General features: G+C 40.9%; 29 protein-coding genes. 18 read left to right on the forward strand and 11 right to left on the reverse strand.

The features are described 5' to 3' along the window. Positions 1-303: 303 nt before the first annotated feature. The 4 genes from RRG12_RS31120 to RRG12_RS31135 all read left to right on the forward strand — a co-directional run bounded on the left by RRG12_RS31120 (position 304) and on the right by RRG12_RS31135 (position 3,695). On the forward strand, positions 304-1,851 hold the full coding sequence (locus RRG12_RS31120) for an FAD-binding oxidoreductase (protein ID WP_420761867.1): 1,548 nt from the start codon (positions 304-306) through the stop codon (positions 1,849-1,851). A gap of 22 nt (positions 1,852-1,873) precedes the next feature. Next, positions 1,874-2,578 carry an actin-binding WH2 domain-containing protein gene (locus RRG12_RS31125; protein WP_420761868.1) on the forward strand — a complete coding sequence of 235 codons (705 nt, stop codon included), beginning with the start codon at positions 1,874-1,876 and terminating at the stop codon, positions 2,576-2,578. 41 nt (positions 2,579-2,619) lie between these two features. Beyond that, positions 2,620-3,327 carry an actin-binding WH2 domain-containing protein gene (locus RRG12_RS31130; protein ID WP_069074644.1) on the forward strand — a complete coding sequence of 236 codons (708 nt, stop codon included), beginning with the start codon at positions 2,620-2,622 and terminating at the stop codon, positions 3,325-3,327. A 71-nt stretch (positions 3,328-3,398) separates the two neighbouring features. After that, positions 3,399-3,695, forward strand: coding sequence for a transposase (locus tag RRG12_RS31135; protein WP_420761869.1), 297 nt, complete (start codon positions 3,399-3,401; stop codon positions 3,693-3,695). A gap of 148 nt (positions 3,696-3,843) precedes the next feature. Here RRG12_RS31135 and RRG12_RS31140 read toward each other — a convergent pair whose 3' ends face one another. Continuing rightward, complete coding sequence (locus RRG12_RS31140; protein ID WP_420761870.1) at positions 3,844-4,485, reverse strand: hypothetical protein; 642 nt, start codon at positions 4,483-4,485, stop codon at positions 3,844-3,846. Positions 4,486-4,883: 398 nt separating this feature from the next. On the opposite strand from RRG12_RS31140, the gene upp reads away from it, so the two are divergent. Further along, the gene (gene upp / locus RRG12_RS31145) at positions 4,884-5,519 is read left to right on the forward strand and encodes a uracil phosphoribosyltransferase (protein ID WP_420761871.1); all 636 of its coding nucleotides are present in this window, start codon (positions 4,884-4,886) and stop codon (positions 5,517-5,519) included. Positions 5,520-5,773: 254 nt separating this feature from the next. Continuing rightward, complete coding sequence (locus tag RRG12_RS31150; protein ID WP_069074641.1) at positions 5,774-6,163, forward strand: DUF2294 domain-containing protein; 390 nt, start codon at positions 5,774-5,776, stop codon at positions 6,161-6,163. Here RRG12_RS31150 and RRG12_RS31155 read toward each other — a convergent pair. Continuing rightward, positions 6,116-6,544, reverse strand: coding sequence for a response regulator (locus RRG12_RS31155; protein WP_069074640.1), 429 nt, complete (start codon positions 6,542-6,544; stop codon positions 6,116-6,118). The two genes, RRG12_RS31150 and RRG12_RS31155, sit on opposite strands and share 48 nt — an antisense overlap. Before the next feature lie 390 nt (positions 6,545-6,934). Continuing rightward, positions 6,935-8,206 carry a CCA tRNA nucleotidyltransferase gene (locus RRG12_RS31160; protein ID WP_420761872.1) on the reverse strand — a complete coding sequence of 424 codons (1,272 nt, stop codon included), beginning with the start codon at positions 8,204-8,206 and terminating at the stop codon, positions 6,935-6,937. A 266-nt stretch (positions 8,207-8,472) separates the two neighbouring features. On the opposite strand from RRG12_RS31160, the gene RRG12_RS31165 reads away from it, so the two are divergent. Then, complete coding sequence (locus RRG12_RS31165) at positions 8,473-8,721, forward strand: Ycf34 family protein (protein ID WP_069074638.1); 249 nt, start codon at positions 8,473-8,475, stop codon at positions 8,719-8,721. Positions 8,722-8,824: 103 nt separating this feature from the next. Here RRG12_RS31165 and RRG12_RS31170 read toward each other — a convergent pair whose 3' ends face one another. Both RRG12_RS31170 and RRG12_RS31175 read right to left on the reverse strand, forming a co-directional pair. Then, the gene (locus RRG12_RS31170; protein ID WP_069074637.1) at positions 8,825-9,226 is read right to left on the reverse strand and encodes an ExbD/TolR family protein; all 402 of its coding nucleotides are present in this window, start codon (positions 9,224-9,226) and stop codon (positions 8,825-8,827) included. Beyond that, positions 9,210-9,863 carry a MotA/TolQ/ExbB proton channel family protein gene (locus RRG12_RS31175; protein WP_420761873.1) on the reverse strand — a complete coding sequence of 218 codons (654 nt, stop codon included), beginning with the start codon at positions 9,861-9,863 and terminating at the stop codon, positions 9,210-9,212. The genes RRG12_RS31170 and RRG12_RS31175 overlap by 17 nt, the downstream gene beginning before the upstream one ends. A gap of 343 nt (positions 9,864-10,206) precedes the next feature. Here RRG12_RS31175 and RRG12_RS31180 point away from each other — a divergent pair, with 343 nt between their 5' ends. Beyond that, positions 10,207-11,646, forward strand: coding sequence for a TonB family protein (locus RRG12_RS31180; RefSeq protein WP_420761874.1), 1,440 nt, complete (start codon positions 10,207-10,209; stop codon positions 11,644-11,646). Positions 11,647-11,783: 137 nt separating this feature from the next. Here RRG12_RS31180 and RRG12_RS31185 read toward each other — a convergent pair whose 3' ends face one another. Continuing rightward, positions 11,784-12,005, reverse strand: coding sequence for a hypothetical protein (locus RRG12_RS31185; RefSeq protein WP_420761875.1), 222 nt, complete (start codon positions 12,003-12,005; stop codon positions 11,784-11,786). Between the two features lie 189 nt (positions 12,006-12,194). On the opposite strand from RRG12_RS31185, the gene RRG12_RS31190 reads away from it, so the two are divergent. Continuing rightward, a complete protein-coding gene (locus RRG12_RS31190) occupies positions 12,195-12,440 on the forward strand; it encodes a hypothetical protein (protein ID WP_084227393.1) in 246 nt (81 codons plus the stop codon). Positions 12,441-12,450: 10 nt separating this feature from the next. Beyond that, entirely contained in the window at positions 12,451-13,485 is a 1,035-nt protein-coding gene (locus RRG12_RS31195) for a hypothetical protein (RefSeq protein ID WP_420761876.1), read from the forward strand. Positions 13,486-13,587: 102 nt separating this feature from the next. On the opposite strand, the gene ilvA is transcribed toward RRG12_RS31195, so the two are convergent. Then, positions 13,588-15,099: a threonine ammonia-lyase, biosynthetic gene (gene ilvA / locus RRG12_RS31200; protein WP_069074633.1), complete on the reverse strand. Its 1,512-nt coding sequence runs from the start codon at positions 15,097-15,099 to the stop codon at positions 13,588-13,590. Positions 15,100-15,607: 508 nt separating this feature from the next. Here ilvA and RRG12_RS31205 point away from each other — a divergent pair. Together RRG12_RS31205 and RRG12_RS31210 are read left to right on the forward strand one after the other, a co-directional pair. After that, the gene (locus RRG12_RS31205; protein WP_069074632.1) at positions 15,608-15,913 is read left to right on the forward strand and encodes an RNA recognition motif domain-containing protein; all 306 of its coding nucleotides are present in this window, start codon (positions 15,608-15,610) and stop codon (positions 15,911-15,913) included. Between the two features lie 12 nt (positions 15,914-15,925). Then, positions 15,926-16,186, forward strand: coding sequence for a hypothetical protein (locus tag RRG12_RS31210; RefSeq protein ID WP_069074631.1), 261 nt, complete (start codon positions 15,926-15,928; stop codon positions 16,184-16,186). A 37-nt stretch (positions 16,187-16,223) separates the two neighbouring features. Here the strand turns inward: RRG12_RS31210 and fghA are convergent, their stop codons facing one another. The 3 genes from fghA to RRG12_RS31225 all read right to left on the reverse strand — a co-directional run bounded on the left by fghA (position 16,224) and on the right by RRG12_RS31225 (position 19,214). Further along, the gene (gene fghA / locus RRG12_RS31215) at positions 16,224-17,072 is read right to left on the reverse strand and encodes an S-formylglutathione hydrolase (RefSeq protein WP_069074630.1); all 849 of its coding nucleotides are present in this window, start codon (positions 17,070-17,072) and stop codon (positions 16,224-16,226) included. A 134-nt stretch (positions 17,073-17,206) separates the two neighbouring features. Then, on the reverse strand, positions 17,207-18,475 hold the full coding sequence (locus tag RRG12_RS31220) for a sensor histidine kinase (RefSeq protein WP_420761877.1): 1,269 nt from the start codon (positions 18,473-18,475) through the stop codon (positions 17,207-17,209). Between the two features lie 64 nt (positions 18,476-18,539). Continuing rightward, positions 18,540-19,214, reverse strand: coding sequence for a response regulator transcription factor (locus RRG12_RS31225; protein ID WP_069074657.1), 675 nt, complete (start codon positions 19,212-19,214; stop codon positions 18,540-18,542). Positions 19,215-19,739: 525 nt separating this feature from the next. On the opposite strand from RRG12_RS31225, the gene RRG12_RS31230 reads away from it, so the two are divergent. The 6 genes from RRG12_RS31230 (at position 19,740) to RRG12_RS31255 (ending at position 23,835) form a co-directional block, all read left to right on the forward strand. Further along, complete coding sequence (locus RRG12_RS31230; RefSeq protein WP_420761878.1) at positions 19,740-20,315, forward strand: hypothetical protein; 576 nt, start codon at positions 19,740-19,742, stop codon at positions 20,313-20,315. Positions 20,316-20,733: 418 nt separating this feature from the next. Beyond that, positions 20,734-21,171: a hypothetical protein gene (locus RRG12_RS31235; RefSeq protein ID WP_420761879.1), complete on the forward strand. Its 438-nt coding sequence runs from the start codon at positions 20,734-20,736 to the stop codon at positions 21,169-21,171. Between the two features lie 17 nt (positions 21,172-21,188). Continuing rightward, entirely contained in the window at positions 21,189-21,542 is a 354-nt protein-coding gene (locus RRG12_RS31240; RefSeq protein WP_069068126.1) for a phage holin family protein, read from the forward strand. Between the two features lie 108 nt (positions 21,543-21,650). Then, positions 21,651-22,988, forward strand: a complete 1,338-nt coding sequence (locus RRG12_RS31245) for a ferric reductase-like transmembrane domain-containing protein (protein ID WP_176726893.1) — start codon at positions 21,651-21,653, stop codon at positions 22,986-22,988. Between the two features lie 47 nt (positions 22,989-23,035). Then, positions 23,036-23,188 carry a hypothetical protein gene (locus RRG12_RS31250; protein ID WP_176726894.1) on the forward strand — a complete coding sequence of 51 codons (153 nt, stop codon included), beginning with the start codon at positions 23,036-23,038 and terminating at the stop codon, positions 23,186-23,188. 38 nt (positions 23,189-23,226) lie between these two features. Beyond that, positions 23,227-23,835 (forward strand): methyltransferase domain-containing protein, encoded by a 609-nt coding sequence (locus tag RRG12_RS31255; protein ID WP_420761880.1) that lies wholly within the window; start codon positions 23,227-23,229, stop codon positions 23,833-23,835. Between the two features lie 71 nt (positions 23,836-23,906). Here the strand turns inward: RRG12_RS31255 and RRG12_RS31260 are convergent, their stop codons facing one another. Then, complete coding sequence (locus RRG12_RS31260; protein ID WP_420761881.1) at positions 23,907-26,645, reverse strand: cation-translocating P-type ATPase; 2,739 nt, start codon at positions 26,643-26,645, stop codon at positions 23,907-23,909. Positions 26,646-26,712: the final 67 nt, after the last annotated feature.

The following is a 26,712-nucleotide window of genomic DNA, read 5'->3' on the forward strand; positions in this document are numbered from 1 at the left end:
CGGGTAATAAAATTATTCCCTGCGAGCAAAACTATTCGGTTTGTTATGGGATAAATTTAAGCCAATACCAATTCAATTAATGATTGCAAGACATCCTTGGGTAAAGACGCGATGAATCGAAGACGCGATGAATCGCGTCTCTACAAATGGTTTGTTTGTCGCATTATTTTTTTAAATTGGTATAAAGCAATACGGTTCGGTTAAGGCAAGAGACGGCGATTTATCGCGTCTTTGGATCTAGAATTTTCATCTACTTTCTTCATTCTCAGGTAGTTTTGGAATGTAGAGTTGAGTTTTTTCAAAATGTCTTTAACAGAAGAAATTCTTTCCCAATTACCCGGTGATGTTTTAGGAAGATTACGCCAAAGCGATCGCATTCTCACATCTGGGCGAGAAAACACCGCACCTGTACCAACGTTAGTTAAAGAAAATCAACAGCCTTTAGGTATCGTAGACTTCGATGTGCTTATCTGCGGTGGCACTTTAGGCATTTTAATTGGTTGCGCCTTGGCGGTGAAGGGACTGCGGGTAGCGTTGCTAGAACGCGGTATTTTGCGGGGGAGGGAACAAGAGTGGAATATTTCTCGCAAAGAATTAGATGTATTTGTGGAATTGAACTTGCTGACTGAGGAAGAATTAGAGAGTGCGATCGCAACTCAATATAACCCAGCACGAGTTAGTTTTGCTGGCGGTACAGAAGTTTGGGTAGAGGATGTCTTGAATATCGGCGTAGATCCAGTTTATCTACTAGCTACCTTGAAAACTAGATTTCTCGCCGCCGGGGGAAAGTTGTTAGAAAACACACCCTTTACTGAAGCAGTGGTTCATCCCGATGGGGTGATGGTAAATAACCAATTCAAAACTCGGTTATTAATCGACGCGATGGGACATTTTTCACCCATCACTCAACAAGCACGCCAAGGCAAAAAACCAGATGCGCTGTGCTTGGTTGTAGGAAGTTGCGCCCAAGGTTTTCCGGAAAATCACTCAGGCGACTTGTTGTTATCATTCACATCATTGCAGAATCAATGTCAGTACTTCTGGGAAGCTTTTCCAGCTAGGGATGGCAGAACCACTTACTTGTTTACCTACATGGATGCAGAACCCCAACGTTTGAGTTTAGAAGCTCTATTTGAAGAATATCTGCGTCTCTTACCAGAATATCAGGGAGTGGAGTTGAGCAAACTGAAATTTCAACGGGCACTATTTGGTTTCTTTCCCACCTATCGCCAAAGTCCCTTAAAAACTCCTTGGAATCGCATTCTTCCAGCCGGAGATAGTAGTGGTAGTCAATCGCCCTTGAGTTTTGGTGGTTTTGGGGCGATGGTGCGTCATTTGAAGCGTTTAACTTATGGCATTTCCGAAGCGCTGGAAACAGAACAATTATCTGCAAAAGCCTTAGCACTGCTGCAACCCTATCAGCCGAGTTTGACTGTTACCTGGTTGTTTCAAAGGGCGATGAGTGTGGGTGTAAATCAGAAAATTGCCCCAGATCAAATTAACCAATTACTCTCAGCGGTATTTCAGGAAATGCAACAGTTAGGTACACCAGTGCTAAAACCATTTTTACAAGATATAGTGCAGTTTTCGGCACTAACCCAAACACTGTTAAAAACTGGTTTATATCATCCTGTAATAGTTGCCAAGATAATTCCGCAAGTAGGTTTGGCAAGTTTGCTAGATTGGATGTTACATTACAGTAATTTAGGTGTATACACTGCCTTGCTTTCGCTAAGTCCAATGCTAGAAACATGGATTAAGAATCAACCAAAAGAACAACAATATTATTGGCATCGTTTGATTGATGCCTGGAAGTATGGTTCTGGCGGTGATTACTCAGATGAAACTTGAATAATCTCTGTGTGAGGATAACATGATTGAACGGAAATCATCAGGAATCAAATACTTTGCAGTGCTGATTGGATTCCTGCGCGATCGCCAAGGATTTCTAGAGGAAATTCGCCAAGGTACGAGATTACCAAATAAAATCATTTCGCTGCTGGTTTGCAGTTCCTTATTTATCGCTGCTTATGGCGGAATTATTGGTGCATATCATAGCTGGATGCAAGCTTTATCTTCCGCCATTAAACTCCCAGCCCTTTATTTAATCACACTTTTGATTTGTATCCCGACGTTGTTCTTTGCAAACATTATTTTTGGTTCAAAGCGGACTTTTGCACAGCATTTAGCCTTAGTTTTAACTGCGGTTTCAGTCACCAGCGTACTTTTATTTAGCTTTGCTCCAATTACACTGTTTTTCTTGATTACCACCAATAATTACCAGTTTTTAATTCTGTTAAATGTCTTGATATTTGCCATAACTGGATTTATTGGTGTTTCGTCTTTATATCAAGCCACGAGTTTAGTTTTAGAACAAGATAATGAAGGGAGCAAGACACGCCAAAAGATTTTACAATTTTGGCTATTTCTTTACGCTTTCGTAGGCAGTCAGTTAGGATGGACTCTCAGACCGTTTTTTGGCACACCTGGTTCTGTCTTTGAACTATTCCGCGAAAGAGAAGGTAATTTTTATCTGAGTGTGATTCAAGCTATTAGCTATCTTTTGGGAATCCGTTAATTAGTCATTAGTAATTCCACAAAATATAAAAATATAAAATCATGTTGGACAAGAAAAATCGCGGGATTCAACAATTTGGTGTATTGATTAGTTTATTGCGCGATCGCCAGTCTTTCTTAGAAGAAATTCGTCTGGGGATAAGATTACAAAATAAAATTAGTTCTTTATTTGTAACTAGTTCCATTTTCTTTGCAATCTATGGTGCGATTATCGGTGCATCTAACAGTTGGGCACAGGCATTATCTGGTGCTATTAAGCTGCCAGCATTTTATTTATTAACACTGATTATTTGTTTCCCGACTTTGTTCTTTTTTAATGTTTTGTTTGGTTCCCGGAGCAGCATTCAACAGCATTTTGTTGTGTTGCTCACCTCTGTGTCAGTGATTAGCGTGCTTTTATTCAGCTTGGCACCAGTTACGCTATTTTTTCTGATTACTACACCCGATTCTTATCAGTTTTTTAAACTATTGAATGTGTTAATTTTTGGCATTACAGGCATCTTTGGCGTTAAATTTCTTTATGAAGGAATGCAATTACTTTCTCAACAAGATGAAGTTGGCAAAAAAACCCGCACCACTATTTTAAGATCCTGGCTATTGCTTTATGCCTTTGTTGGTATGCAGCTAGGATGGTTTCTCAGACCGTTTTTTGGTGCCCCTGACTCTAAATTTGAGTTGTTTCGGGCAGTGAAAGGCAACTTTTATTTGGATATTGTAGCGGCGATTTCCGAAATTTTAGGTTTCCGTTAATCTCAGATTTCGATAATTAGTCTCGTTGCCTATGGGACAATGCGGTTCAGTTAAGGTTACTGGTCTAGGGCGTGTTTTCAAACTGGTTGTATCCTAAAAAAATAGGTGATCGCAAGCATAGTGTGTTAGTGAATCGAGGCGAGTTAAGTAACGAACAGTGGAAGAAGTTAAAACCGTTACTTCCACCCCAAAAACCCCAAACTGGTAAACCAAATCATGACCATCGTGAAATCTACCGACAACGCAACATTGTTGAGATAGCTATCAACCGACTCAAACAATTCCGTCGCATTGCCACCCGATATGAAAAACTTGCCGCAAATTATACAGCTATGATTACGATCGCCTCCATTATTTTGTGGTTATAGTTTGAAAACACGCCCCTTAAAAAGGGGGACTTTGAATTCCCCCCTTTATAAGGGGGGCTAGGGGGGATCGAATTCTATGCAGCTTCATAAAGAATTGGTATTAGAACACCAAGTATTTCCCCAAAAATTACGAATTACAAATTACGAATTAACTTGGCATCATTAACTCCGTTGTAAACATAGCCAGGATAAATACGCAATCAACCGCTGAACCAATCAGAGGGCCAAAAATACTCTTTGGCAAAACATTTCCAAAAAGCATGATCAACGTTCCCATAAACATCCACAGCCATTGTGTTTGACACCAGATGTAGAATCCTATCACAGCAACCAGCAAAGCTGTGAAAATTGTCAAAACTGGCACACTACAACTTTTAGGTTTGTAACGCAATGTGCCAGCAAAAGTTGTCGGTATTAGCTCTAGTTGTCGAAAGTCAGTTACCAAGCCAAGTACAATCAACCCTATAGCGATCGCCCAGCAACCTTTGTACACAATTGGATTATTCGCCCACGCTACACCTGCAATGTATGCTAGGTTGACAGCAATTACTACCAACAATGGCACAAATAAACTGTGGAATAGAAAGCGCAAGCGGTTAAGTAATTTCAGCAAAGTACCCTCATTAATTAGGTGACCCACTGAAACAATCAAATTGTCGTAGAACATTCCAGATAGCACGACAATCAGCAGAATTGTGGTAATTCTGTGTGATTGTTGAAATAAACTGATTCCCCAGATCGCCAACCCCAAAGTGGCTATCGTATAGACTGGATACAAAAAAGCTGCCATAATTTTTTCACAGAATTAATTAATTCTTGAAGATGGTTTTGTAGCTTACAATTTGTTTTTCCAGCCGAGATTAGCCGTCGCCCTTTTTAGACTACATAAACTTAGCGATCGCTAAGTTGAGAGAATATTCTGATATATAACTATTGGTGTAGTATGATTGCCCGATGTAGGGTTCTATCCCCCAGCCCATGTTCTGATTAAGCTGTTTGCACTTGCCATGTAATACACAACTCTAAAAGCTGCACGTTTTGGAGAATCTATTCCCAAAATGCAGTCAAATATAAGGTGCATTACCAAACCCATAATCTCATTACAGGTATACCATCTATTAAGAGTATGTCCAAGTCTTATGCAACACGATTTCTACAATTCTTATTTCAACCAGTTTTGTCTAAAATATGCACAACCAAGTAACACTAATTGAACATCCATTGATTCAGCACAAACTAACGCTGATGCGTAAAGCTGAAACTAGTACAACAAAATTCCGTACTCTCCTTAAAGAAATTAGCCTATTGTTGGCTTATGAAGTCACACGGGATTTACCACTGAAATATGAACAGATTAAAACACCACTAGCCCCGATGAGTGCGCCAATGCTTGCTCCTGAGAAAAAGTTGGTATTAGTTTCTGTGATGCGGGCGGGACAAGGAATTTTGGATGGTATGTTGGAATTGATGCCATCAGCACGGGTAGGGCATATTGGTTTATATCGTAACCCAAAAACTTTGATTCCTGTTGAGTATTATTTCAAAGTTCCCCATGATGTTGAGCAGCGAGATATGCTCGTGGTAGACCCAATGCTAGCCACTGGTAATTCGGCTGTGGCAGCTGTGGAACGGCTGAAATCAACTAATCCCTTATCAATTAAGTTTGTCTGCTTACTCGCTGCGCCGGAAGGTATAGAGCGTTTTTGTCATGTACATCCTGATGTGCCGCTGTATACCGCTGCCATTGATGATCATTTGGATGAACATGGCTATATTATTCCTGGATTGGGGGATGCTGGCGACCGCTTATTTGGCACAAAATAGGCTGATTACTATAAGCAAATGATGAACAATGTAGTGATTAACCCAATATTATCCGAATCATTGATTAACAAATTTCACCTTCGTCAAATTGGGGAATTTTTCAGAGACAAATCCATAGCAAATACATCAGGTTGATATATCAAGTTCATACACAAGATTGATTAATTTTCTCAGACTATTTCCCGATCATCTACTATAATATTGGATACTTCATCGCCGATACTTAAACGATAAATATTACATCGTAGCTACTAATGGTACAAGCTAATATTGGACAATTAGAAATAGAAATATCACAGCGAATCATAAAATTATATCATGATAGACTAGGCAAGCCTCCTAGTCAAATTATTTGCCATTTTTTTGATACTGAAATTGTAATTTCTCTAGAAGAATCCGTTACCCAAGTTGAACAAACTCTATTGAAGGGAGGTTATGATAGTTTAGCTGAACAAGTACGATTATATTTAGAAAAAATAATTAAATCAGAATTGAAAAGTTTGATTGAAGAACTTATTGGTAAGCCTATACTCGACCTCATGACAAACACAAATTTAGCAACAGGTCGTACTGGGATTATTGTGGTTTTAAATCAATTACCTGATGTTCGGAATGCCGAATCTATTCCAACAAGGGAAATGTAAAGAATTTAGCTGACTGATATGGCGATTGATTACCACTTCTAATTGATTAAAATCGAATGGTTTAGTAATGCAATCATCAAATCCTGTGAGCATCGTCGAGTCATCATCTTGTGCCGTTGTTAGAGGTGTTACTGCAATGATTGGGATAGTAGCAGTTTTTGAGTCGTGTTTGAGGTGATCAATGACTCGTTTGGGACTCAAATTAGATAGCATCATATCTAGCATGATTAAATCTGGTTGATGAGTTTGTGCCAACATCACAGCTCTCATTCCTTGTTTAGTACAAATGCATGAAAAATTTAATATTCTTAAATGAGAATTAAGTAGCTCTAAATCATGTAGATTCTGTTCTACAACCAAAATTAAAGGTTGTTCATTCATAAGCAGTTAATCTTGTCCAAAAAAGGCTAGTACCGCAAGGCGGAAGTCGTAATTCGTAATTCGTAATTGTTTGCAAGGGTTTCAGATATTTAGAATGGGTGGTTTATTTCTGGCTTCTGAATTCTTCAAGGTAAGTACTTAAGTCAATGTACGGCGCTGTATTCAGGCTACTAACTAGGGTATGAAAGGAACCAGATGGTGTATGATTCATTGAGTTATCCATCTGTGCTGAATTTTAGGAAAAACATCGCAAGGCAGTCACATTATCAAGCAAATAGTAGCATATATGATGTACGCACTTACAAAGAATTTACTTAGTAATGCCAGAATTGCGTATGGATAGCCCGCCACAGGCATCGCCTCTGTTGCATCATTAGAAATTACGTATATTTAACCATCAAGTAACTGACGTGCAAGAGCGATCGCTTCTGTTGGTGTTGAAACTTTCCCCTCAGCTTGTGCTACGGCTATTTCTGTCAGCAGTTGGCCGATGATTGGCGAAGCTGGAATATCTAATGCTATAATCAACTCCTTCCCGCCCACTAGTGGAGTGGGATGAGCGACCAGATCATCAGGGTTGAGGTAGCGGTTAATCAAAGGTGCTAAGACTTGGTAGCCCTTTGCTGTGTGTAGTGGCTTGTCACCAGACATCGCCTCTACAAAATTATCAAGTGCTACAGCTAGCACTGCGATCGCAGGAAATACAATATCTGCGTTATGGAACAACAAGTATTGTTCTCGCAAAGACATATCGACTACTTGAAGCTGCGGTAATAGTTTCAGAACAGTAGTCACACCCCGAATTTCGGCACGACTATAAGTGAGTTCCTGTAGCTCTATTTCTGCTAATTCTGGATTTGGGTTGACTAGACAAGCAAGTTTGGCAATACCTAACCAAGTAGTTTTGATACTATCACGGACATACTCTTGCAGTTGTGCCCCTAGTTGTTGCCAATTTTGGGTGAGTAAGGCAGCTGCATTGTCAACTGCTGCTAGTTTGATTAAGCTTTCACGAGTGGCATTTTTGAAGAAAGGGGCAAGTAAATCATCTTCCCAAGCACTTGTGATCCAGGGAGTACCCTGAGAATTTGCCAGCAGATAGCCAATTTCTACCCTAACTCGTTCGGCTGCAACTTTGCTGATATGTGATGCCAAAGAACGAATTGCGGCTTGGGTAGCTGGCTCAATAGTAAAACCTAGTTGGGCGGCTTGGCGATAACCTCGCATTAACCGCAAAGGGTCATCTTCTAAGTTTGCGGGTGATACCATTCGCAAAATGCCCTGTTGTAAGTCTACATAACCTTGCAGAGGATCGATAATTTCTTGCGTATGGGGATTATAAGCGATCGCATTTACTGTAAAGTCTCGTCTGTGCAAATCAACTTCTAAACTATCTCCTTCCTGTTGTGCAAAATCAGCTGTAGCGTGGGGAAAAACCACACGCGCAATTTGTCGTTTTGCATCAAGCAAGACAAATCCAGCTTTGTAATGATGAGCGATCGCTCTCGCTACCTTTACCGCCTTGGATGGTATAACAAAATCTAGATCCAGATATTCGCGAGTTCTGCCCAGAATCGCATCCCGGACAGCGCCACCTACCATGTAAGCGGGTTGTGGCAATAATTCCAAGCTGAAAGGCCAATTTTCTGGAGCTAATACCATTTTGGATTTTAGATTTTAGATTGTGTACTCCTACGGTGAAGCAAGCTACGAGTAGCATCTTGTAGAGAAAAGTAGAAGCTACGCTGTCAGTGGCGCGTTTGAATCCCCCACGCTGTTGATTTTGACCGAAGGCGGACTTTCCTTGCTTTGCTCCTAAATTCTGAATTCTTCTTCAAGCATTGTAATAAAAATCAACCCAGCAACTCATGAATAACAGTTGGGCTTAAGTTAGATTAACAATAAAGGCCCCTGGAGTTGGTTCTATTATGTGTATTTGCGTGAATTGCCACTATGTAGACAGCTGTGTTACCTATCATGCCGTAGAAGGGCAGCACCAACAGCCTCACTTGACCGAAACACCAGATTTTGATCCGAATGAACCTTCTATCAATGTCAACATTCGGACTCAAGATGATGTAATTGAAATGGAATGGGATGTTGTTGGTTGTCTGAGCTTTAAGCGGGAAACAGGTAAGTGGTCAAAATTACGTCCTGGTGAATTAGTGCCTACTTGAAAAGTCAACAGTAGTCGATTTGCTTCCTCTGCTCACTTTACTGAAGCAGAGGGCAGTTTTCCTCCTGCCTTCTGCGTTGATTGATAAGTAATATTTATACTTATTATTTTTGGGTAGCGATCGCTAATTTTGCCCCTGGAACCTCACGGACTCGATCCATCACAGCCACTACCTTCCCGTGACCAACTTTTTCATCAGCGTTAATTATCACTAACATTTCTGAGTTTGAACCAATTAAAGTCCGCACTTGCTGTGTCAAATCATCAACTGCAACTTGTTTCTTGTTTAGGCTTACTACTCCTTGTTCATCTACCGTGATCGTAATTTTAGAGGGAACTTGCTGTTGTTTTGCCGTAGCTGCCTTCGGTAAATTTACTGGCAAACCTTCTGAACGCGTTAAAAACAGAGTTGACATGATGAAAAATGTCAAAATTGCAAAAATCACGTCAATCATCGGCAAAATGTTGATCTGTAGCGGAAGTTCTGGTTCATCTGGTAGACGCATAAGTTTTTTCTCCTCTTTCATAACGACGGCGGTAGAGTAATTCTAGCTGTCCACCATACTCCTGAATTAATGCAATTTGCCGCTGATACAGTCCCCGAAAGGTATTGGCAAACATGAGTATGAAAATAGCAACTATCAATCCTGATGCTGTTGATACTAGGGCTTCACTAATCCCAGAGGTAACACCAACTGTTTTACTACCTCCCACGTCACCAAGATTTAGGGAGGCAAAGGAGGCGATCAATCCTAATACTGTACCAAGAAGACCTAACAGTGGTGCCAAACTAATGATTGTCTCAAAAAGGTTTTGGAAACGTTTTAACACAGGTATCTCAGCCTGTGATTCGCTTTCTAACGCCAAACGAAATTCCTCTGGATTTGGCTCCTCTAATTCTAAAGCTGCCAGAAAAATCCGGGCGAGTGGCAAATCTGCGTTTTTCTGAAGTTTATCCATTGCACCGACAACATTATCGAGTCGGTAGAGATTCAAAACATCTCGCACTACGCGGCTTTGACGCTGATTGATCCTTACCCAAAACCGAATCCGCTCAATGATCAGTGCCACACCCAATACCGAAAACGCCAACAGGGGCCACATGACCACACCACCTGCTGCAAACAAATTTTGAATTCCCATGTAGTGCCTCTATAACCTCATCCACAGTACAAAATCAGACTACCAGAATCTAGCGAAAAGCTGAAAGTTATTCTCAATAAAATATAAAATATAATGATAATTTTTTCAAATGTAATTATCATGAATTTTATTTAATTGTTTGTTGATTTTATATAAATTAATTTAATTGAATTGAAACAAAAATTAATTTTGTCTGAAAACCATGATGTTAGTAGTTTGATAAAGATGTTTTTACTAGTACGTGGTTCCGTAAGGCTATATCAAGTAATTTTAATTTTTTACTTGATATTTGTAACCGTACATTCTAAGATGACTAAGTTAGTGAGAATAGGTAGCAATAGCTATGAGCTTTTCCGGCATTACTGTCGAGCAACGTTCCAAAGAAGTTGAGGCTCTCAAGTCTTTTCTGACTTACAGTCTAATAGGTTCACTGGCGCTGCATATCGGCGTACTGTCCTCAGGCATCAGTAATTATTTGACGAGAGTGCCCACAGGAGAAGAAGAACCAATAGAGTTTGCGATCGTGGATTCTCCGACTGCCGAACCAGAAAAACCAATCGCAGAGATTCCAGAAGAAATAAAAAAAGAACCAGAGATTATTCAAAAACAGCCTATAGAAACTCCACCAGTAGAAAAAATTCAGCAGCAAGAACAGATTACAGCGATCGCTCAGAAGCCACAGCCGACAAATACGCCGCCAAAAGCAATTGCTACCAAACCAGAAGTTCCTGTGAAATCTGCACCCATTCCACGATCAGCCTTATCTGAAGATTCCAAGCCAACTTCGGCGGGTGGTGGTGGCTCTGGTGTTGGTTTAGGTTCAGGTAGTGGTATTGCTGTAGGTACAAGCACTGGTACTGGCCCTGGCGGAGGAACTGGGACTGGCACTGGCGGTGGTATTGGTAGTGGAACTGGGACTGGCACTGGTAGCGGCATTGGCAGTGGCACTGGCAGTGGAATTGGCAGTGGTACAGGTTCAGGAATTGGCTCTGGCTCTGGTAATGGTACAGGCAATGAACCAGTAAACCGTCTGCCAGTAGCGACAGCGCCAATAGCACCAACTCCTCCAAAAGTTAACACTTCAGGTAATGGTAATGGAAATGGTCGAGCAGCTTGCCGCGAATGTAATGCCAAGTATCCAGAGGCAGCAAGGCGGCGAGGAGTTGAAGGCAGAGTAGAAGTAGCTGTAGATACTGATGCCCAAGGTAATGTTACTAATGTGCGGATTGCTCGCTCCAGTGGAAACCGCGACTTAGATGAAGAAACCGCTAGACAAGCGCGTAACTGGAAACTAAAACCCGCAGAAGGAGGTAGACAAGGAGTATCGATCGCGACTGAATTTGCCATCAAAGGTTCACGGCGATCGCGCCAAGTTCAAGAACGGCAATCACAAAGAGAGGCACAAAGACAAGCAGAAGAAAGAACCCAGCAAACAAGGGCTGCTAATTCCACAGAGGAAAATCCAAGACGCAGGCGCAGAGAGTTGTCACCCCCATCAAAACCAGCAATATCTGGATTTAGTAGACGGTTGCAACCTCAAAGAGTCGAAAATACTCCTACAAGCCCATCTGGAGCTAGGACAACTCGCACTCAAGGAACTGCAAGAGAGTCCTTACGCCGCATCCAGCGTGAACGAGCAACTACTAATTCATCACAAAACCCACAACCAACCACAAATCGACGGCGGCGAAGAGATAATGCTAGCCAAAACAAGTTGCGGGAATCTTTGCGCGGTTTACGCAAACAACCTCAATCGCAACCTGCTGCTCCTAGTCAGGAGTAGTCTGTTAACGTAATTCGTAATGACGCTCGAATACTCGCTACCGCTACGCTAAGTAATTCGTAATTCAAGGACTAAAGTCCTGACTACGAACTTATTTATTAAATCACCGCCTCCTGTTTTTAGGAGGCGGTTGTTTTTTAGACAGGAATGGCTTCGTTAGACATCACCCCTCTACCATGAGGAAGAGGGGTTAGGAGTGCGGTAATTTTATGATGGGCAATTAGACACACTGGCGATCGCTTGATTTGCAAATCGATGGAAGTGAAAGTGAGTAATCCTGCACTTCTCCATCCCCAATTTCTCTGATGAGGGCAATGAAAATCGCCTGCGCCTAAGGAATGGTAGTAGTGTTTGCTCATCACCAATTATATGCTGAGAAGATAGTCAATGGCTAACTCTCAAGTTGCTCATCTGCACTTTATGTCTAGATGTCAAATTCACTGATTTGAATAAAACTTCTACATAAACACACACTGATGCGGTTTGATTTGCTTGAATAGCTATATTGATAGGACATTGATAACGTCGGCAATTCACAATTCCTGATTATGGCAAGTAAATTCATTGATGTTAGGGAATATACTGTCAGGGCGCACAAAAGACAGATTCATACTCGTGTTTTCCAATTTGTCTGTAAAGAGTGTAACGATCTGACAAAGCGCGAGACTTTCGGGCCTCGACCTTTATATTGTGAGAGATGTCGCCCTCCCCAAGCGCCCAAGAAATCCCAGCCAACATCTCAAAAAGCAAAACCCAGAGCAATGTCTTACAAAAGTGACATCGATTTAAATTGATTGACGCCTTATGACTCAAAATGGACAATTAGAACCACCTCCGGGGACTTTTCTCTCACCACTGTTAGAATTACGAGACTATTATGCTCGCCTCACAGAAGAGTATGAACGGCTTTTTGTGCAGGCGCGATCGCAACTCGATCATGTAGAAGCGTTGTTGTCTAACTGGTCTTTTTCTGATCCGAACAAGCAGATATCTAGATTGACTGCGGCTGATGAAACCTCAAATCTTTCCCAAGAAGGCTCTCTGCGGTTTTTATCACCCCTTGATGACATCAACGAAATCAACTTGGTAGAGTCTGTAGAGTCAGTACGAAAAGACTCAGATCAGGTTGAGATAGATAATTCTGCTGGGGTTGATACAAAAGAGAGTCAACCTCTAACTACATCAACATCTCCAAAAATCGTTCCAGAGAACAACGATAGTTCAACGAAGGTAGTGGAAATTCCTATGCTACCCCAGTATCAGCACGCCCTCTCGCGAATGGAAGCTATCAAACAGCTATTGCAAGAGCAGATAGGGACTGTTTGTCATATTGATTTTATCGTGCGATCGCTTTATGGAGAGTTAGATTCCCATCTATTCAAAGTAGTCAAAGGTAGGGTGCAATCTTCCCTCACCCAAGGCAGAGAAAGGAATTACTGGGTAACTATTCCCGATGAGCCAGGTTGTTATACTCTAGATTTAAGTTTGGTAGCCCCAAGTAATCGCAATGGTGCTTCTAGGAGTATCAAAAACAAAAATAAGAAGCCTTTCGTACCCCCGACAAAAACAGTACCGATGCTCAAGGCCTTTGAGGGTCAATTCTTAATTGATGCCCTCACCTCTCTGTTAGAAGAAAATCCAGGTAAAGTTTTCAGCGTTGCTGAAGTCATCGCCGGAATTTATGGAGAACTAGATTCTCAGCAAATTAGAGAGATCAAAAATAAGGTGCTGAATGAACTATCTAGAGGCTATCGGACAGGCAGATTCTCTAGGGTTCCTAATCAAATCGGCTTCTATACTTGGGACTCCAATCTGATATTGAAGGGTAGTTCTCGTTAAGTTGGGGATTGGGATTAGGTGATAGGTAACAGGTGACAGGTGATAGGGAATAATCTGTACTCTGTAACCTGTACCCTATTCCCTGCTTCTTCCCCAGCCCGCCTATCCCAAAAACAGCTTGTATGCCGGATTCTTATTCTCATCCCAATAGCGATAGCCCAGATTATTGAGAAAAGCTTGCCACTCTTGCATCTCGTGGGGGGGAACCTGGATACCAACAACGATTCGGCCATAGTCTGCGCCGTTGTTGCGGTAGTGAAAAAGACTAATATTCCAGTCGGGACTCATGGAAGTAACAAACTTCATCAATGCGCCAGGACGTTCGGGAAACTCAAAACGATAGAGCAATTCATTGTGAGCCAAGGGAGAGTGCCCACCTACCATGTGCCGCAGATGTAATTTAGTTAGTTCGTCGTCTGTTAAATCAAGGGTTTTAAATCCTTGAGCTTCAAAGTTTTCTACCATCTTTGCAGCATCAGCACGATTTTGAATTTGTACACCTACAAAAATATGGGCTGTTTTTTCATCAGCAATACGATAATTAAATTCGGTCAGATTCCGGTTGCCAATACATTCACAAAATTGGCGAATACTTCCCCGTTGCTCAGGAATTGTGACTGCAAAGATCGCTTCGCGGCGTTCACCCAACTCTGCACGTTCTGCCACAAAGCGGAGGCGATCAAAGTTCATGTTTGCACCGCAGGCCACAGCAATTAAGGTTTGTCCCTCGATTTGCTCTCGTTCGGCGTAGGCTTTGGCAGCTGCGATCGCTAATGCACCGGCTGGCTCTAAAATCGATCGTGTATCCTCAAACACGTCTTTAATTGCAGCACAAGTATCGTCTGTATCCACCAGAATAATTTCATCTACATACTGCTGACACAAACGGAAGGTTTCTTCACCTACTTCCCGCACCGCCACGCCATCAGCAAATAACCCCACTTGGGACAAACGCACCCGATGTCCGGCTTTGAGTGATTGAGACATCGCATCAGCATCTACTGGTTCAACGCCAATAATTTTGATTTCGGGACGCAACCGTTTTACATAAGCCCCAATCCCCGAAATTAATCCGCCCCCTCCAATTGCGACAAAAATTGCATGGATGGGTTGCTGATATTGCCGTAGAATTTCCATCCCGATTGTTCCCTGTCCAGCAATTACATGAGGATCATCAAAGGGATGAATAAAGGTCAATCCTTTTTCTACTTCTAATTCACGGGCATAGCTATAAGCATCATCGTAGGTATTTCCATGTAACACCACTGCTCCGCCCCTCATTCTAACCGCGTCTACCTTGACTTGGGGTGTGGTTACTGGCATGACGATAATTGCTTTGGTTCCCAAGCGATTGGCTGCAAGGGCGACTCCCTGAGCATGGTTTCCCGCTGATGCTGCAATTACACCCTGTGCCAAGATATCTGGTGGCAGTTGCACCATTTTGTTATAAGCACCCCGCAGTTTAAAGGAAAATACTGACTGCATATCCTCACGTTTCAGCAGGAGTTGATTATTCAGCCGCGCAGACAGATTTGGAGCATACTCCAGTGGTGTTTCTTGGGCAACATCGTATACACGGGCAGTTAGAATTTGGATCAGGTAGTCGCAAAACATGGGCGTCAAGCTGTTAGCAATTGCTGGATGGAGATTAATTTTACGTTAGAAGCGATCGCACTGGTTTTATTTAATTGCACTATCTCGAAATTTTGAGTGAATAAAATTTAAAAATTACTAATACTATTTAGATAGAAATAAGTTCAGTGATTGAAATTATTTGGTGACTTCAAACTGAGTGCGATCGCTCGTAGGTTGATTTTTGAACAAAACTCAGTACACCTTTATTCCTTCTTACCAGTCCCCAATCCCCAGTCCCTTACCTCTACGAGTGATTCAGAAATCAAATCGAATTTATACAAGTCTTTGTTACATCACAAACAACTTTTCAAACATCCTCTTAACATCAACAAATAAGTATACTGTTGCTTATGAACATAACTTTTCAATTTATGTTAAAATATGCATAGAAGATTAAATTCGGCTGTATAGTTTGTTTTTATATATACTTGTATTACAGACCTCTCCGGATCTAAATCTCTACACCCCCTGATTCTGGAGACATTCTATGTCAATTTACGTCGGTAACTTATCTTATGAGGTTAAAGAAGAAGACCTCCGGCACGTCTTTGCAGAATACGGAACTGTAAAAAATGTTCAATTGCCTATCGACCGAGAAACAGGTCGCGTCAGAGGTTTCGGTTTTGTAGAAATGGAATCAGACGCCCAAGAAACAGCAGCAATTGAAGCCCTGGATAATGCCGAGTGGATGGGTCGGAGCTTAAAAGTTAATAAAGCGAAGCCCAAAACAGATGGAGGTTCCTCTGGTGGTAGAAGAGGAAACTATGGTGGCGGTGGCGGTGGCCGCTATTAAGGTCTAAAATCATTGAAGAAGAATTCAGGAGTCAGAATCAAGGCGCTACGCTATCGCGGACTCGCTAACGCTTCTCTACGAGACGCTAAAAGCGTAGCTTGCAACTCTTACAGAGTACGCTATAAGTCGGGGATTCAGACCGGCGCAGGAATTGTTGCACCACCAAATTTTCAATTTGGTGGTGCAACAAAGCCGATTATTCATCCACCAATGAATTTAATTGTGCCCGACTACTTACCATATTTGGTTGTAGTTTTGTCAAAAATTAAATAAGAATCCTGTAGAAATGTGGGATCTAAATAGATAAAAACTACTTTAATAAAGCGATCGCATGGTGACGGATATGATCTTCAATAAAACTAGCGATAAAATAATAACTGTGGTCATAGCCTTCTTGGTAACGCAAGTTTAGCGGCTGGTTAACATCTGCACAAGCTTTCTCAAACACTTCTGGCAGTAATTGTTCAGCTAAAAACTTATCAGCAGTGCCTTGGTCAATAAGAATTGGACTGTGATATCCGACTTTTTTAACTAATTCACTAGCATCATAAGCACGCCAACTTTCTTGATTGTTGCCAAGATAACCACTGAAAGCTTTTTGACCCCAAGGACAACGCATAGGTGCAGTAATAGGTGCAAAAGCTGATACTGATTTGTAGAGTTCTGGATTTCTCATTGCACAGACAAGCGCCCCGTGTCCCCCCATCGAATGACCGAAAATACCTTGTTTATCAGGTTGGGTAGGGAAGTTTGCGGTAATTAAAGCAGGTAACTCTTGGACGACATAACTATACATTTGGTAATGTTGACACCACGGTTCCTCTGTAGCATCAACATAAAAGCCCGCACCCGTGCCAAAGTCCCAGTCATTATCCTCACCTGTAATGCCAGTATTACGCGGACTAGTATCTGGTACAACCAACATCAAACCGTACTCAGATGCAATCCCCTGCACTCCCCCAGCCTTCACCATAAAATTTTCTTCTGTGCAAGTTAATCCAGAGAGAAAATAGAGAATCGGCATAGGTTTTTGAGTTGCTTGTGGTGGTTGATAGACAGAAAAGCGCATTTCACCGTTACAGATGGAGGAGTGATGACTGTAAAAACCGAGTTTGCCACCAAAGCTTTTATATTCTGAAATGAGGTTGAGGTTAGGCATTGGTTGTATTCTCTTTCCTGAACGGTTGCGGGTTGCGGAGAATGATTATTTTAGCTTGAACTACCTGAATATCACGATGTTTAATGAAAAACTCCACGTCACTTGCGGGGATGGAGTTTCCCACCGACTTTTTATTAAATATACTTTAAAGGCAAAGCAATTTGTAAAGTTGTACCTTCTTTAAATACGCTCTTAATACTAATTTTACCACTGTGAGCTTGAATTATTTGTTGAGCAATCGCTAGTCCTAAACCAAATCCTCCCGTTTGACGAGATCGCTTTTTATCCACTCGATAGAAACGCTCAAAAATATATGGTAAATCAGCTTCAGGAATACCAATACCATTGTCTATAATTTGGATTATAGCCCAACGTGATTGAGTAAATAAGTGCAATTGAACTTGACCACCAGCAGGAGTATATTTGCAAGAATTATTAAGTAAATTTATAACTACTTGACGGAGCAAGTCAGCATCACCAAGGACAGTTATACTATTATTTGGCAGTTTGGAAACTAAATTAAGATGTAGTGCATCTGGTTGGGTGGCATAATCATCTGTTATCTGTAAAAGTAAATTATTTAAGTCAATTAATTGTAAGGATTCAGTCGGTAATTTACCTTGATAACGTGCTAGAAATAGCAGATTATTTACTAAAACACTCATTGACTTAGCAATATCATAAATCTTTTGGAAGCGCTGACGTTGCAACTCTATATCAGTAGATTTAGATAAAAAGCCGTATTGAGCATTGCTAATAATTGCTGTCATAGGCGATCGCAATTCGTGGGAAGCATCAGCTGTAAACCTTTGCAGATGATCGTAGTTGTGGCGAATTGGTTGCATTGCCAGTCCTCCCAGCCACCAACCCGTGAGAGCAATCACAGCTAGAGTAATCGGCGCTGAGATAGCCAAAACCATACGGAATTCAGCTAAAGCGTTTTCAGTAGCCGTCATCGGCATTGCTGCTTGTAAATAACCAATTAATAAACCATTTTGGTAAACAGGCAACGTTACCTGACGTAGCCAGACTTTGCTATCAGTTTTGATCGTATCAAACCCACCTGACACTGAAAGGCGATCGCTAGGAATCGTACCAAAAAATTGTACAAGTTGCTTTTGCTCATCGTACCAACTTGCATACACTAGTTGACTATCCGGCAATGGTTGTACCATACTTCCCAACAATGGTACATATTCTAAGTTTAACTGCCGCTGACCATTATGCACCTCCAACTTAACATTAGCTGCCATCAAACTTGTTTTTTTATAAAGTAATCGATCTAGTTCCTCCAACTTATCTATCACTTCCCAATAGTAAACTCCCGCCGCAAATATAATTAGAATACTGCCCATTGTTAGGGTGAACCAACTTGCAAGATTGCGACGGCTGCGATTAAACATAAGTAGTCATTGGTAATCTTCTGATTCTTCTCACTCTCCCAGTTTTTACTGCCTAATTCTAATTTTATTCTTGTGGATTTAAGCGATAACCCATACCATAAACTGTTCTAATCCAGTCTCCTGCACCCAATAGCTGCAAGCGCTGGCGCAACTTGCGTATTAGCACAGTTAAAGCATTACTTTCTGGTTCCATACCACACTCCCACAAAGCATCTTCAATCTGGTTACGAGTTAAAACCTGATTGGGATGGCGCATCAAGTATTCTAGTAATTGTCCTTCACGTGGAGATAATTCTACTTTTACCTGACTCCGTTCTACACTTAATTCAGCTAAATGCAATTGTAAATCTGCTATACGTAAGCTATACCCCTGCCAATTAGGGACTCTTCGTCCCAAAGCACGGACTCGTGCTAAGAGTTCCACCAAATCAGCAGGTTTAACTAGATAATCATCTGCTCCTGCATCTAAACCCATAACTTTGTCAGCTGTGGTGTCTTTAGCAGTTAACATCAATACTGGTGCATTTTTACCAGAGAGACGATACTGGCGACACAGAGACAACCCACTAATTGTTGGTAACATCCAATCCACAATTAATAGATCATAATCTTTTTGCGAAATTAGCCACTGTGCAATTTCCCCATCTTCCGCAGCATCTACAATATATCCTGCCTCGGATAGAATACCTTGTAATGGTTCTAATTGTTCAAAATCGTCTTCTACTAGTAAAATTCGCATAAAACTTTTTAGCGTCAAGCCTTGCCATAAAATCATCAACTCTCTTTTAAAATTAGATAAGTTAACTACCTCTATGTCTTCTATCTAATTTGAGATTTTAACTTTTAGATTATTCTCCATAAGGAATAAGGTATATCTGCCAATGGGTAGTTATAAACCCTGCTATCGCTTCGCGACTATAAAAAAATTTAGTAGGACTTACGCAAAACGGCTTATACCATTTCACGAAAATCTTGATACATATTGGTGTCAACTTAAGCTAGAAATAGCTTCGCTGCGGGCTTCATAACCCACCAGAGAATGAATTCTCTGGCTCATAGCTAAAGTCTACTGAAGTAGACTGAATATTTTTGGCGATATCGTTAAGTTGACACCAATGAGCAATGTGCTTTACCCTTACCCACGTCTTTGTATCATTACTAAAGTGAAATGGTATTACCGCAGGGGATTTCCTCTGCATGAATAAAGCACAGACTCATATAGAATTGGCATTAAGATTATTTATAAACTGATATATTAAAAAATATGCCTGATTTGCGTCCACAACTTTTACTATTGACTTTGCCTTTGCTATTTGTAGGAATTGCTTTTTGGGCTGGCAGTGATTTTCTAACAAAGCAATTATTAAGTCTCTCTTACAGAACGCCAGATAAATTGCAAGCTGATACACTACCACAGGTTTTACTTGCGCTGAATTTTACACTAATTGATATAAATATAGACCAAGAAGATCAGGTTACTCAAGTTAAAATAATAACGGCAAACTCCATGCTTAAAAGATTAGAGCTAGAAATTCCCAACTCTAAATTTCCCGAAGTAGCGATCGCACAACAATTAGGATTGTATCCTCAAATCAAAAAGCTAGAACCTAATCAACAAATACAGGTAAAAATCCCCCTAAATTTGACTGCAATCAAAGTTGAAATTGAAAAAAAGCAAGGAATTAGCTTTCTTGAGGTTAGAACTACCAATAATGCGTTAACAAAATTGAATTTTGTGCTGCCATTCACTGAAGTTAAGATATTAGAAGTCATGACTGCTCAATTACTTAATTTATCTCCTGAAGATATTAGAAAACTTATCAGTTATCAAGTTAAATAAAAATCAATCGCAGTTTAAACCACAACCTAAACAACGCATACAAAGCGAGAAAGCCGCTAAAACTGAGACAATCTCAATTAGTAATTGAAATGGCAAAGGAGCTAGAGACAAAGCCCAAATAAAAAGAATCCTCTCGTGAATCATAGCAGTAATGGAATTCATCTCGTCTTAAGTATTCATATACCAATACGGTTCAGTTAACGATTATACACATGCTGCTTTTTGTACAGTTTGTTGTGTGCGTTATTTTAGTGTAAATAAAATTACTGCCTTACTGTCACTTTCTGATCACATTCTTTTTGTAGATTGAATAAATCAGTTGGAATGTTTAACTACTAAACTAATTTGTGATTATATTAAATTTTCTCTAAAGGACTAATACAACAGGACTAATCAAATTGAATAAGAGGTAAATAATATGTCAGTAAATGAAATTTTAGGACAATATATACCAGCCCAATTAAATCTTCCTCTATTCAACAGTCAAACAAACCTATCTAGAGCAAGTTTGAGTAGAGAAAAGCGTAATAGAGAGAAGCTTAATATAGAGGAGACAAGTGCTATAATAGCTTCAGAACCATCTCTGATTTTGGCTCCTTTTATATTGTTAATAATGGGTGGGATAGTTGTTTTTCATAAACTCAAACTATCCGAGCAGGCTAATAAGCTAAATAATTTAGATGGCTCTCCCTGTCAAAATTGTCACTTTTTTTCAAAAAACAGTTATCTCAAATGTGCGGTAAATCCTTCTACTGTTTTCACAAAAGCAGCAATTGATTGTTGTGATTACCAGCCATTACAAAAAAGAAAAAAATTGGGTCTTCCAATATTTTGGAGCAAGAGAAAAGTTAATTAAAAAATAGGAGGTTCATGATGATAGGTTTCATCATTACTTGGTTAGTCACTGCTGTTAGCTTTTTAATTATTGCTAGGCTGCCATTTTTGGGAATAGAAATAGATGGTTTTGGTAAAGCAGCCATTTCTGCTATAGTGTTTGGCATTTTGAATGCTGTTTTGCTGCCAATTCTCACATTTTTTACCTTTCCATTCATTATCCTTACTTTAGGATTATTTTTCTTTGTCTTAAATGCCATCATCTTTGGATTATCGGCTTTAATTGTCCCAGGTTTTAGATTACGTCATGGCTTTTGGAGCGCTTTGCTAGGTTCTATTACTTTAGCAATCATTAACTCAATTCTATTAAGACTTGTGGCTTCAATTACCTGAAGCGAATACAACGGTTTTAGCAATTTTATATAACTGGTGGAATGTGGTGAACTGGTCAAAAGTGAATAGATGCGCCCCTCATAGCAACAGACTTAGAGGAGGTGGATGATGAAAAGTTTGTTAATGCATAGTCCGGTTGCGATCGCATTTGGTTGGATTGGGGCGTATATATTCATCACCCTGTTACCTTTGCTAATTTTACTCATTTATCCTCCCCTGACAGGAAGAGGGTTTTGGATCGACTTGTCGGTTGCATTGGGTTTCATTGCTTTGGCGATGATGGCATTGCAATTTGCCCTTACCGCCCGGATTAATCGGATTGAAGCCTCTTACGGCGTTGATATCATTCTTCAGTTTCACCGCTACATCTCACTAGTAGCGTTTACCTTTGTCCTGATTCATCCGTTGATTTTGTTCGTAGTGCAGCCAGAAACACTGCAATTATTGAACTTTTTTACAGCACCGTGGCGAGCCAGAATGGCTGTTTTAGCAACCTTGGCGTTAATAACGCTGGTTGTTACTAGCGTATGGCGACAACAACTGAAGATTCCTTACGAACCTTGGCGGACTCTTCATGGAATTTTGGCAGTTTTAACAGTTGGCTTGGGTTTGGGACACGCTATCGGTGTGGGTAATTATTTAGGGTTATTTTGGAAAGCAGTATTATGGACTGCGATCGCACTTACTGCTATCTGGTTACTAATTTATGTGCGTTTGGTAAAACCTTGGTTAATGCTGAAAAAGCCTTATCTAGTAGAGGAAGTACGCCCCGAAGTCGGTAACGTTTGGACACTCGCACTTAGACCCATAGGACACGAAGGTTTTCGCTTCCAGCCTGGTCAATTTGCTTGGATTACCCTCGAAATTTCTCCGTTTCGGATGCGAGAACATCCCTTTTCGATGTCTTCCAATGGCGACAACACAGAAAAGATTGAGTTCAGTATCAAAGCTTTAGGAGACTTTACCAACACTATTAAAGATGTCTCACCCGGAACCAAAGCTTTCTTAGATGGCCCTTATGGAGTGTTTACCACCGATCGCTACGAAGACACCTCCGGTTTTGTTCTCATTGCTGGAGGTATCGGCATTACTCCCATGATCAGTATGTTGATTACTCATGCTGAACGAGGAGATGAACGCCCTTATTTGTTAATCTACGCTAGCAAGAATTGGGAAGACATTACATTTCGTGAAGAACTGGATGAACTGAAGAAAAAGTTAGACTTGACTATTATCCATGTTCTCAAAGAACCAGCAGAAGATTGGTCAGGAGAAAGTGGTTATGTAGACAAGGAACTTTTACAACGTTACATACCTAAACGACGTGCAACACGGCAATACTTCATCTGTGCATCGCCAAAAATGATGGAACAAGTAGAAATGGCCTTGCATCAACTTCAAGTTCCACCGACGAACATTCACATGGAACATTTCAACCTTGTTTAACTCCTCAATATTCGGCTTCTAAACCTTGTAAAATCTAAAATTTTATTATGCGTTACAGTATTATGCTGCAAATTGTCACAAGTATCACTCTAATTTTAATAGGTGGTGCAGCCTTGTTTGCTTGGATACAAAACCGTCCCATCGAAACTACAGAACCGACTGGAAATAAAAATTTAAATGAACGCGCAATTTTAAATTAAGAATATTTTTTCATGTTTTTTTGACAAGCATCAAAATCATGATTGATAAAGAATATATATTGTTATTTATTACTGGAGTTAGTGCCGTATTTAGTGTTGCTGGTTGCACCTTAGAACGAAATTTTGAGGCAGAAAAACAAGAGTCTGCGGTGATAATTCAATCTCAAGGAAGCCGAGCAGATGTACCTTATGTAGCAACACCACCACAAGTAGTAGACGCTATGCTAAAACTAGCAGAAGTTAACAGCAATGATGTAGTCTATGACTTAGGTAGCGGTGATGGGCGAATTCCCATTACTGCTGTGCAGAAATATAATGCGCGTAGTGCTGTTGGTATAGAAATTAATCCCAAACTTGTACAAGAAAGCCTTACTAATGCTCAAAAAGGAGGAGTAAGCGATCGCGTCGATTTCCTGGAACAAAACCTGTTTGAAACTGACTTAAAACCAGCCACAGTAGTAACGCTTTACCTGCTACCCGATGTTAACTTCAAACTACGACCAAAATTATTAAAAGAATTGAAACCTGGCACTCGCATTGTTTCCCACAGCTTTGATATGGGTGATTGGCAAGCAAAGCGAGTGATTCGAGTAAACGCCACAACCCTTTACTTATGGGTAGTGCCTGAGATCATAAAGACGCGATAAATCGCCGTCTGATGATTGTAGAGACGGCGATTTATCGCGTCTCTTGCCTTAATTGCGCCGACTTACTTAAATCAGTTGAGAGGATCAAAACGATTTACTATAATTGATACTCCAATCATTGGCAATCCTATAAGGAAGCAAATTAACCATTGGTTTAAATTCAGTGGAGCAGTAGAAAATAAGCTATTCATTAAGTTCCACTGACTAAAAATAATCTGTAAAACTATGGTAGTAGCGATACCAATTCCCATTGCCGATGCATCACTAAATGTCTGTCTGACTCCCCGAATCGTATTAATTAGAGCCATTCCTAATTGACTAATACTCAAAAGATAAAAAACTCTCCCAGCGACTAAAGCCTGAATTGCCATTGTTCGGGCTAAATCGATATTTCCTGTAGTTTGTCGTATCCATTCAAATACACCAAAAATCAAAATCCAGTTGAAGAGAGAAACTGTCAGAATCCGCTTGACTAAACTTTTAGAAAGTAACGGTTCGCGGGGGCTGCGTGGTGATTGTTCCATTACCCGTTCAGACTTTGGCTCAAAGGCTAAGGGTACTGTCATGGCAATGGAATTAACCATATTCAGCCACAAAACTTGTAAAGATAAAATGGGCAATTCTCTGGCAAATAATACACTAATCAAAATCGTCATCGATTCGCCACCATTAACGGGTAGGATAAAGGCGATCGCTTTGAGCAAATTTCGATAAACAGTCCGCCCTTCCTCAACCGCAGCTTCTATTGAGGCGAAGTTATCATCAGTTAAAATCATATCTGAGGCTTCTTTGGCTACTTCCGTACCAGTACCTCCCATTGCAATACCAATATCTGCTTGTTTCAAGGCTGGTGCATCATTGACACCATCCCCAGTCATGGCAACAACCTCTCCTTTAGCTTGCAGGGCTTCAACGATGCGAAGTTTCTGTTCTGGAGCAACACGGGCAAATACTGCCCCATCTTCTATCGCTGTAGCCAGTTCTGATTGCTCCATTTGAGCCAGTTCACTGCCTGTAAAAGCGAGAACTTCACCATTTTTATTAAAGCCCATACTTTGAGCGATCGCTCTTGCAGTCACAGCATGATCGCCTGTAATCATTTTGACTTGAATCCCAGCATTTTGACAGGCTTCTACAGCCTTGATAGCCTCACTTCTGGGCGGATCGATCATCCCTTGCAATCCCAAGAAAACCAAATCCTTTTCGATATCTGCATGATCGAGTGAATCTTGAGCATTGGATACAGATTTATTCGCAAAAGCTAGCACCCGTAAACCAAGATTCGCCATCACATCCACTTCTTGATGTATGGTTTCTGGATCTACAGAGGTAAGGTTTCCCTCAGCATTTAACATCTGCTGACAACGTTTCAGAATTGCCTCTACCGAACCTTTAACGTAAATAGTTTTAACTCGTGAAGAATTTTCTCTACTCCCATCTTCATGCAAAGTTGCCATATATTGAAACTCAGACTCAAATGGGATGACATCAAGCCTGGGCATTTGGGCTTCTAAGTTATTGCGATTCAGTCCAACTTTATCAGCAACAGCGATCAATGCTCCCTCTGTCGGATCACCAAAAACCTGCCATTGTCCTTCCTTTTGTTCTAAATACGAGTCATTACATAACAAACCGGCTTTCAGACATTCTGCTAAAGCGGGAAGATTCTGCCAATCTATTGGTTGTTCATCTAATAAAATTTCTCCTTCTGGCGCATATCCCGTACCAGTGGCCGTATATTGTTCACCGCCTACATAAATTGCTTGTACAGTCATCTGGTTTTCAGTTAGCGTCCCGGTTTTGTCAGAACAGATGACTGTAGCACCGCCAAGAGTTTCCACCGCTGGCAATTTCCGAACGATCGCATTTCGTCGCGCCATCCGCGAAACCCCGATTGCTAGTGTCACAGTTACTACAGCTGGCAATCCTTCAGGAATCGCACTCACAGCAAAGGCAACAGCCGCTTCAAACATTTCTGCCCAGGTATTGCCGTATCCCAACCCGACGGCAAATGTCAACGCCGCGATGCCGAGAATAATGTACAGCAGGGTACGGCTAAATTTATCAAATTTTCGAGTTAAGGGAGTTTTCAGGCTCGTTCCTTGCTCAATAAGTTGGGAAATGCGCCCGGTTTCCGTGGCTTCTCCAATGGCCACCACAATTCCACTACCAGTACCAAAAGTTACAAAGCTACCAGCATAAGCCATATTGAGACGTTCGGCTAAGGCTGTATCTGTATTCAATGGCTGTGTATTTTTTTCAGTAGCGACTGACTCACCTGTGAGTGCTGATTCATTCACTTGCAGATTTCGGGATTTGATCAGACGTAAATCCGCTGGTACTTTATCGCCAGAAGTGAGTAGTACCAAATCCCCAGGTACTAATTCCGTTGAGGAAACTTGTACCTTTTGGCCGTTGCGAAGGATAGTTGCATTAGTTTGGACTGAAGAAGCTAAGGCTGCGATCGCACTTTCGGCTTTTGATTCTTGAATAAAACCGATAATCGCATTAATTAGGGTTACGCCCCAAATTACCCCAGCATTTACCCACTGTCCGATTAAGGCTTTGATAGCACCCGCAATCAGCAAAATGTACAATAACGGTTGGTTAAATTGCAACAAAAACCTTAATACTGGGCTAGTTCCACGTTTACCCTTAAGTTCATTAGCACCAAAACGTTCTTGCCGTTTTACCACCTCATCTGAAGTTAAACCTGTTTCTAGATTTGCCTCTAAATGTTGAGCTACCTTAGATGCAGATAGATTGTGCCATTCACGTGGCTGGATGATTTTTTCAGATGTTGCTGTCATTCTGTTTGCGCCAAAATTGACTATTAGCTGATCAGCAAAATTATGATAAATAAATGTGATGCAAATG

Source organism: Nostoc sp. CALU 546 (assembly GCF_048836525.1).

Coding starts and splice junctions, on each gene's coding strand:
- upp (WP_420761871.1), top strand. CDS start 4,884: ATGCACAACCAAGTAACACTAATTGAACATCCATTGATTCAGCACAAA.
- RRG12_RS31190 (WP_084227393.1), top strand. CDS start 12,195: ATGGCAAGTAAATTCATTGATGTTAGGGAATATACTGTCAGGGCGCAC.
- RRG12_RS31225 (WP_069074657.1), bottom strand. CDS start 19,214: ATGCGAATTTTACTAGTAGAAGACGATTTTGAACAATTAGAACCATTA.
- RRG12_RS31175 (WP_420761873.1), bottom strand. CDS start 9,863: ATGGGAATTCAAAATTTGTTTGCAGCAGGTGGTGTGGTCATGTGGCCC.
- RRG12_RS31160 (WP_420761872.1), bottom strand. CDS start 8,206: ATGGTATTAGCTCCAGAAAATTGGCCTTTCAGCTTGGAATTATTGCCA.
- RRG12_RS31180 (WP_420761874.1), top strand. CDS start 10,207: ATGAGCTTTTCCGGCATTACTGTCGAGCAACGTTCCAAAGAAGTTGAG.
- RRG12_RS31170 (WP_069074637.1), bottom strand. CDS start 9,226: ATGCGTCTACCAGATGAACCAGAACTTCCGCTACAGATCAACATTTTG.
- RRG12_RS31140 (WP_420761870.1), bottom strand. CDS start 4,485: ATGGCAGCTTTTTTGTATCCAGTCTATACGATAGCCACTTTGGGGTTG.
- RRG12_RS31255 (WP_420761880.1), top strand. CDS start 23,227: ATGATTGATAAAGAATATATATTGTTATTTATTACTGGAGTTAGTGCC.
- RRG12_RS31185 (WP_420761875.1), bottom strand. CDS start 12,005: ATGAGCAAACACTACTACCATTCCTTAGGCGCAGGCGATTTTCATTGC.
- RRG12_RS31235 (WP_420761879.1), top strand. CDS start 20,734: ATGTCAGTAAATGAAATTTTAGGACAATATATACCAGCCCAATTAAAT.
- RRG12_RS31260 (WP_420761881.1), bottom strand. CDS start 26,645: ATGACAGCAACATCTGAAAAAATCATCCAGCCACGTGAATGGCACAAT.
- RRG12_RS31250 (WP_176726894.1), top strand. CDS start 23,036: ATGCGTTACAGTATTATGCTGCAAATTGTCACAAGTATCACTCTAATT.
- fghA (WP_069074630.1), bottom strand. CDS start 17,072: ATGCCTAACCTCAACCTCATTTCAGAATATAAAAGCTTTGGTGGCAAA.
- RRG12_RS31165 (WP_069074638.1), top strand. CDS start 8,473: ATGTGTATTTGCGTGAATTGCCACTATGTAGACAGCTGTGTTACCTAT.
- RRG12_RS31220 (WP_420761877.1), bottom strand. CDS start 18,475: ATGTTTAATCGCAGCCGTCGCAATCTTGCAAGTTGGTTCACCCTAACA.
- RRG12_RS31150 (WP_069074641.1), top strand. CDS start 5,774: ATGGTACAAGCTAATATTGGACAATTAGAAATAGAAATATCACAGCGA.
- RRG12_RS31245 (WP_176726893.1), top strand. CDS start 21,651: ATGAAAAGTTTGTTAATGCATAGTCCGGTTGCGATCGCATTTGGTTGG.
- RRG12_RS31195 (WP_420761876.1), top strand. CDS start 12,451: ATGACTCAAAATGGACAATTAGAACCACCTCCGGGGACTTTTCTCTCA.
- RRG12_RS31130 (WP_069074644.1), top strand. CDS start 2,620: ATGTTGGACAAGAAAAATCGCGGGATTCAACAATTTGGTGTATTGATT.
- RRG12_RS31205 (WP_069074632.1), top strand. CDS start 15,608: ATGTCAATTTACGTCGGTAACTTATCTTATGAGGTTAAAGAAGAAGAC.
- ilvA (WP_069074633.1), bottom strand. CDS start 15,099: ATGTTTTGCGACTACCTGATCCAAATTCTAACTGCCCGTGTATACGAT.
- RRG12_RS31125 (WP_420761868.1), top strand. CDS start 1,874: ATGATTGAACGGAAATCATCAGGAATCAAATACTTTGCAGTGCTGATT.
- RRG12_RS31240 (WP_069068126.1), top strand. CDS start 21,189: ATGATAGGTTTCATCATTACTTGGTTAGTCACTGCTGTTAGCTTTTTA.
- RRG12_RS31230 (WP_420761878.1), top strand. CDS start 19,740: ATGCCTGATTTGCGTCCACAACTTTTACTATTGACTTTGCCTTTGCTA.
- RRG12_RS31120 (WP_420761867.1), top strand. CDS start 304: ATGTCTTTAACAGAAGAAATTCTTTCCCAATTACCCGGTGATGTTTTA.
- RRG12_RS31155 (WP_069074640.1), bottom strand. CDS start 6,544: ATGAATGAACAACCTTTAATTTTGGTTGTAGAACAGAATCTACATGAT.